At 57.2% G+C, this 5,565-nt stretch carries 8 protein-coding genes; 3 read left to right on the top strand and 5 right to left on the bottom strand.

All coding sequences use genetic code 11. The annotated features are described in order from the left end of the window. Nucleotides 1-22: 22 nt before the first annotated feature. The 5 genes from DI606_RS19270 to DI606_RS19250 all read right to left on the bottom strand — a co-directional run bounded on the left by DI606_RS19270 (nt 23) and on the right by DI606_RS19250 (nt 3,144). Entirely contained in the window at nt 23-445 is a 423-nt protein-coding gene (locus tag DI606_RS19270; protein WP_293985542.1) for a hypothetical protein, read from the bottom strand. Nucleotides 446-532: 87 nt separating this feature from the next. Beyond that, nucleotides 533-1,885, bottom strand: a complete 1,353-nt coding sequence (locus tag DI606_RS19265; RefSeq protein WP_293985541.1) for a hypothetical protein — start codon at nt 1,883-1,885, stop codon at nt 533-535. A gap of 39 nt (nt 1,886-1,924) precedes the next feature. Continuing rightward, entirely contained in the window at nt 1,925-2,227 is a 303-nt protein-coding gene (locus tag DI606_RS19260; protein ID WP_293985540.1) for a DUF1330 domain-containing protein, read from the bottom strand. Nucleotides 2,228-2,367: 140 nt separating this feature from the next. Further along, complete coding sequence (locus DI606_RS19255) at nt 2,368-2,547, bottom strand: hypothetical protein (RefSeq protein WP_125999947.1); 180 nt, start codon at nt 2,545-2,547, stop codon at nt 2,368-2,370. A 36-nt stretch (nt 2,548-2,583) separates the two neighbouring features. After that, a complete protein-coding gene (locus tag DI606_RS19250) occupies nt 2,584-3,144 on the bottom strand; it encodes a helix-turn-helix domain-containing protein (RefSeq protein WP_293985539.1) in 561 nt (186 codons plus the stop codon). A gap of 23 nt (nt 3,145-3,167) precedes the next feature. Between DI606_RS19250 and DI606_RS19245 the strand changes: the two genes are divergently transcribed. From DI606_RS19245 to DI606_RS19235, 3 genes are read left to right on the top strand one after another with little or no spacing between them, the layout of a single operon-like run. Next, entirely contained in the window at nt 3,168-3,320 is a 153-nt protein-coding gene (locus DI606_RS19245) for a hypothetical protein (protein ID WP_293985537.1), read from the top strand. After that, entirely contained in the window at nt 3,317-3,937 is a 621-nt protein-coding gene (locus DI606_RS19240) for a recombinase family protein (RefSeq protein WP_293985535.1), read from the top strand. The genes DI606_RS19245 and DI606_RS19240 overlap by 4 nt, the downstream gene beginning before the upstream one ends. Before the next feature lie 25 nt (nt 3,938-3,962). Then, nucleotides 3,963-5,477 carry a recombinase family protein gene (locus DI606_RS19235; RefSeq protein ID WP_293985533.1) on the top strand — a complete coding sequence of 505 codons (1,515 nt, stop codon included), beginning with the start codon at nt 3,963-3,965 and terminating at the stop codon, nt 5,475-5,477. The last annotated feature ends 88 nt before the right edge of the window (nt 5,478-5,565 follow it).

Below are 5,565 nucleotides of genomic sequence, written 5' to 3'. Positions count from 1 at the left end.
AGGGAGCGACATCATCTCGGAATCAGGGGGCGAGTAATTCTCGGAACAGGGGGGCGGCATCATTTCGGAATGAGGGGGCGGCTTCCCTCGGAATCAGCACCTTGAGGCTATCGACTGCGCCCGGAAGGCTCTGACGGATCGTGTCGAACTCGTTCGTCAGTTGGGCCCCGAAGAGGAACAACGCACCGAAGAAGGTGCCGAGAAGCAGGACCACAGCTAAGCCTAGTGCAGGGCCTCTGCCGATCGGGAGGACAGAACACAGCGCGCGTGTGATTGCGTCGAAGACCGCCGCCAGCACGACGGCGGCGAACACGAGCAACAGGAAGCTGCTCATACGCACGACGAGCAACGCCACCCCCGCTATCGCGAGTATCGCTACCGTCGTCGCGAGGATCCTGCTCACGTTCCAATAGCGCGCAGAAGCGCGTCCGATATTCTCTTCCAACTGAAGCTCCCCCGATGTCGGCTTGGAATTTCCTGACAAAAGGGTGTGAGCGGCGTTCGGTTCCGGTTAAATCGTTTCGATGACGAATTATGCGGGTGTTGGCGCTGACGGTGTTGAATACGGGTAGGCTCTCACCGGGAAATGGTGTTGCGCATAGTCTGTAAACTTTCCTGCATAGCCAATCACGTGGAAGATGATGGAGTAGAGCAGCCGGTAGACATCGTGGAGATGGTCGATCCTAACCTGGAGCTTCTCAGCCTTGAGATCATCGGCTCCGGACTTCCTCGTGTGAACCGCCGAGTTCCGGACCTTCTTCCAAACTGCGAGGTCATCCTGAATGAGATGACCAGTCGCTACGAGGCTGATCATACGGTCCTGCGCCCGTATCGCCCCCAACTGGCCTATCAGCCCTTCAATGCGTTTGCGATTATCCTCAGAAATCTTCTCTTCCTTCACCCAGTCCGCGACATGGGATTGAAACTTGATGAGCTCGCTGGAAAGTGTTGACGGCGCTAGCTCGATCAATCCGGCAAGACCTTCAACAGCGACGCAGATGCCAATAAGCCACCCATCAATCGAGCTCTCGCTCGCGCGTCGGAGCATCGACAGGAAACTCGACGGGCGGCTCCAGATACCCTCATCGGGCTGGTCAGAAAGATACGCTAGAAAACAGCTCAGCATTTTCAAATGCTCTGCCGTGTGCTCGGATGTGTTTATCGCCAATGGTGGAAAGGCGGGCACGCGCCTCACATCTCTGGCGTGGTTAAAGAGGCTAAGTGTGCGGGTAGATGATACGACCTCGTCGACGATAGCAGTATGAAGATGCTGACCGACCACGAACTGCAGTCCTTCGATCAATCGACGCTCGAACGCCTCCGGGAAGTCAGCGGTCGAAGTCGCTTCAACCATGATCTTTCCTTGGCTGACCTCGGCAATGGACAGCTGCACCCTCCAATCAGTTGTTGCCACCGTATAGGGCCCGCCTAGCAAGCCCTTCCAATCTCTCATCTCTTGACCAAAGAAATAGAGCCGGAGCCTATGAGTGGCGGTCCGCGTCTGCTCAGTCCGCCGAATGACCTTAGGCCTTGCATTAAAAACGCCGGACGACGTGGGGAACGATACGGAGTGGCTAAATAGAACCCTGGGACATTCCCACACCGAGGCGACTGCGTCTTTGGCGACCACTTCGAGATAGTCGTCCTCTGGAACAAGGGCTCCGGCTTCGCTGCTCATCGAGCCGTTCAGGAGATCCATCATCGTCTGCGGTTCGTCAAATGCAACATGGACCTTCAAATTCAACTCGCCTTCGGCGCTCATCGACAAGGAACCTGGACCGACAAAATCCGCGTCCTGCGAAACACTCTGCCTGATCTCCACACACGGAAAATCAAGTTCAAGAACGCCCTTCGAGAAATCGTCGATCGTGGAATCCAAGTTCATCGCGTTAGTAGGCCCCTAGTGGTCTGTCGGCTGGCAAGCCTAACCGCTAGTTCCACCTACTGCGATGACATTGTTATCCGAGAACCGCGCCCGCAAGGCACGAAGCGGACCATAGGCATCAGAGGAGTAGAACTGCTCCACCGCAGCCATGTCCGGATACTGCTGAACCACAATCGCGGCGGGCTGCCAGTCGCCTTCGAGCACGCGAGGCGCCTGATCAAACACCAACACCGTGGCACCGTATTCCTTCAGAAGCTCAGTCGCCTTGGAGGCATATTCGTTGAAAGCCTCAAGTGCGTCGGGATCGGTCATCCTGACCTCGACGATTACATATGCAGACATGGTTCATCCTCCACAAAGCAGTGAGAGCGTAGTCCCTGTCGGTCGTGGGTAACTGATCCATGTCAGCGCATTCTCGGATGGACAGAAGATACAAAAACGCCGCCCCGTGGGGCGGCGCTCGTATCGGTTTCTACGACCTATCAGTTGTCGCCAGTGCCCGGCTTATCGGTCTTGGGCGGCTTGCCATCCTCGATCCGACCCTCGTTGCGGAGGTCCCGGCCTTCCTGGGCCTTCTTCTGGCCTTCCGGGGTCTTGCTGTGCTCGAAAGCCTCTTCCTTCACGTAGCCGGCAGCTTCTTTGATCTTTCCTTCGACGCTCATGATGCTCTCCTATCTACAGCGCGTGTCTGTAAGACATCAATGCGCGTCGACAGGACCTGTTCCAAGGGATGCGATCATCCGATCCCGTCCAATTTCGTCCAGCGCCTGCTCGAGATCATCGTTCTTTGCGAGGAACTCGTCGCTTTCTCCGCCAGCCTTCTTCACAAACCTAGGGCTTCGGACGAGAGTTCGCTCATGGCGTGACAGAGACGCTTCACTAATACCCACCTTCGCGGCCAGATCGGCCATGCTTACGCCAGCCTTCTTCCGCTTCTCTCTAATCGCCTCGCCGAACCCGAGCCCCTTAACGGGTTCCCATTCCGGCCAAGTTGGGACGAGGTAGTGGATAGAAATCTCTAGCGCGTGTGCGATCCGGTATAGAGTGTCCGCACGAATGGCGCGGACCTCTTCCGCGCCAGCTAATGCTTCAGCACGGTAGATGGCGGCCCGCGATAGCCCCGCGCGCTGAGCCAGCCTGGCTTGCGACCAATTCCGCTCCTTGCGCTGGGTTACTATGCGCTCGCCCAGATCCACAGGAATCGCGGCGAGCGGACAATTCGTCCAAACTCTCCTGCTACTTTCTTGCACATCGGACATGTGGCGCACCCATAAGCTCTTTCATGAAGGGCAGTAAACAAATTTCGAGCGAAACGACTGATCCTGATCAGCTGGTCCTGCGTGAAATCGTGAGACTTCTGGCACGGCAGGCCGCCGCCGAACATGTTCGCAGCATTGCCCAGCGAGCCGAGGACGCTGAAGGAACCGTGAGATGAGCGAAGTAACAGCGGTTATTTATGCTCGGGCGACCGAGAAAGGAACGGGCGATTTGGAGGCCCAAATACTGGAGTGCCGTAGCGAGGCCGCACGACGCGGCTTGGCCGTGATTGAGACCTTCGCTGACGGCACTCTTGGCTTCCTCCCCGCCGGTCCCGCACTCAAACAGCTCATCGATGGCGCCGCCAATGGCACGTTCAGTGTCGTCATCTGTGTCTCGTTAGATAGGCTCTCTCGCCAAAACCACGCCGTCGAAAATATCAAGACAGTGCTTGCCTCGAAAGGCGTGACGCTGGCCACATGCGAACCCGATAACCCTCCGATGGTCACACCCCGGCTCAAGGAGCTTGTGACCGGAGCGATTAGGCAAGACAGGCGAGCGAGGGGACGGCGAGCTATCGCGGAAAAAACATTAGAGACATCTATCACTGGACGGCGTCCGCATGGCCACGCTTCCCGCGACCAGTCTCTCGCTCAGCCCGTTGAAATCGATCGAATGCACGCAGATGCCATTCGAACGATTCATGAGAAGAGTGCAGAGGGCCAAACCGCCGCCGCGATCTTCGAACCACTGAACACAAGTGTGCTCCCCTTCCTTCCGAGGAAAAAGCAGTAATGCTTCCGCGCTGGGTCCAGGTGCGATGAGAAAGCTCCGAGCGGCGATCTACGCCCGACATTCCACCGACAAACAGAATCCTGCTTCGAGTCAGGATCAGGTCGACGCATGTAGAATCCTAGTAGAGCAAATCGGAGGCGAGCTTGTCGAGACCTACACTGATCCTGAGATTTCAGGATATCGCAGGGACCGTCCCGGCCTAATGCGCATGCTGCGCGACGTTGAGAATGGGCTTATCGATGTCGTGGTATGCGAAGCTCTTGATCGCATCGCGCGTGATGGAGAGGACATAAGTTGGCTTGGGAAGAAGCTCTCCTACCACAGGGTGAAGCTCTTCACGCATTCCGAGAGAGAGATCGACGAGGTCAAGCTGGCGGTAGCCGGTCTGATCGGATCTATGTTCCTTTCAAATCTCAGGACCAAGACATTTCGTGGCCTGAAGGCAGCTGTTCTCGCTGGAAGGCTCGCGGGTGGAAGGGCATATGGGTATCGGAAGGTTAAAGGGGTCGACAGTAAGGGCCGGGAAGTGAATGGGGTCTTTGAGATCGATCCCGAGCAAGCAGAGATCGTCCGCCGGATCTTCCGTGAGTTCGCTGACGGCAAGTCTCCCAATGACATCGCGATCGGCCTCAATCGAGACAAGATCCCCTCCCCGCGCGGGCGCGAGTGGGGTCCAAGCACTATAAGGGGAGATCGGAAGAAGCTCGTCGGCATCATCCATAATCCACTATACCGCGGGCGCCTTGTGTGGGGGCGCCGAGAATGGCGCAAGAACCCGGATTCAGACCGTCGTGAACGCCGATACCGGCTACGCGACAAGTCAGAATGGATCGAGGTAGACATGCCTGATCTGCGCATCGTCGAGGAGGCGCTTGTGCAAGCCGTAGTGGCTGAGGACAAGAAGCGACAGGTCCCGGAAGGCCAGAAGTCAAGCGCGTTGCAGCACCGCGCAAGGCACCTTCTTTCAGGTCTAATCCGGTGTGGCAAATGCGGTGGCAAACATACGCTTGTCGGCAAGGACTATTACAGCTGTGTCCGTTATGCGGATCGAGGCACGTGCGACCAAGGCGTCAGCGTTCGTCTTCATGTCGTTGAGGACGCTGTCCTCGGAGCGCTGCAGTCTCGGCTCCTCACACCCGACCTGGTCAAACTGTTCAAAGAAGAGTTTAATCGTGAGGTCGCCCGCCTGACGCGATCGCGTGATGAGGCTGACAGCGAAGCGCGCGACCGATTGGCAGCGTTGGAGATCGAGATCACGAACCTTGCCCAAAACTTCCTGCAAGGGGTGGTCAGCCCGACACTGATGGCAATGCTGGCCGATCGAGAGGCAGAGAAGGCAAGGCTGGTAGACCGCCTGAATTACAAGCCGTCTGAGGCATCCACGGTGATACCGCATCCCATGCTCGTAAAGCGCTACGAGGAGAAGGTTGGAAAGCTGCGGGAGGCACTAAACGACGAAGTAGTCCGCTCGGACGCCATCAAGGCCCTGAGAGGACTGATCTCTTCTGTCGAAGTGCATGTGGATGATGGTAAGCGCTAAAACACTCCCACAGGGGAGCGCTCAGGCGGCCTGATCGATGACGGGGCTGGCGGTGGCGCGACTATCTACCCAGTTGTAGGGGAGCAGA

The sequence above is a fragment of the Sphingobium sp. genome (assembly GCF_003248505.1).
Classification (GTDB): domain Bacteria; phylum Pseudomonadota; class Alphaproteobacteria; order Sphingomonadales; family Sphingomonadaceae; genus Sphingobium.
Note: the sequence above shows the minus strand (reverse complement) of the source record. Positions and strands in the feature narration are given on the sequence as shown.

Bases quoted from the DNA above. Each gene is read 5' to 3' on its own strand.
- DI606_RS19255 (WP_125999947.1), bottom strand. From the start codon at position 2,547: ATGAGCGTCGAAGGAAAGATCAAAGAAGCTGCCGGCTACGTGAAGGAA.
- DI606_RS19245 (WP_293985537.1), top strand. From the start codon at position 3,168: ATGAAGGGCAGTAAACAAATTTCGAGCGAAACGACTGATCCTGATCAG.
- DI606_RS19250 (WP_293985539.1), bottom strand. From the start codon at position 3,144: ATGTCCGATGTGCAAGAAAGTAGCAGGAGAGTTTGGACGAATTGTCCG.
- DI606_RS19260 (WP_293985540.1), bottom strand. From the start codon at position 2,227: ATGTCTGCATATGTAATCGTCGAGGTCAGGATGACCGATCCCGACGCA.
- DI606_RS19265 (WP_293985541.1), bottom strand. From the start codon at position 1,885: ATGAACTTGGATTCCACGATCGACGATTTCTCGAAGGGCGTTCTTGAA.
- DI606_RS19235 (WP_293985533.1), top strand. From the start codon at position 3,963: ATGAGAAAGCTCCGAGCGGCGATCTACGCCCGACATTCCACCGACAAA.
- DI606_RS19240 (WP_293985535.1), top strand. From the start codon at position 3,317: ATGAGCGAAGTAACAGCGGTTATTTATGCTCGGGCGACCGAGAAAGGA.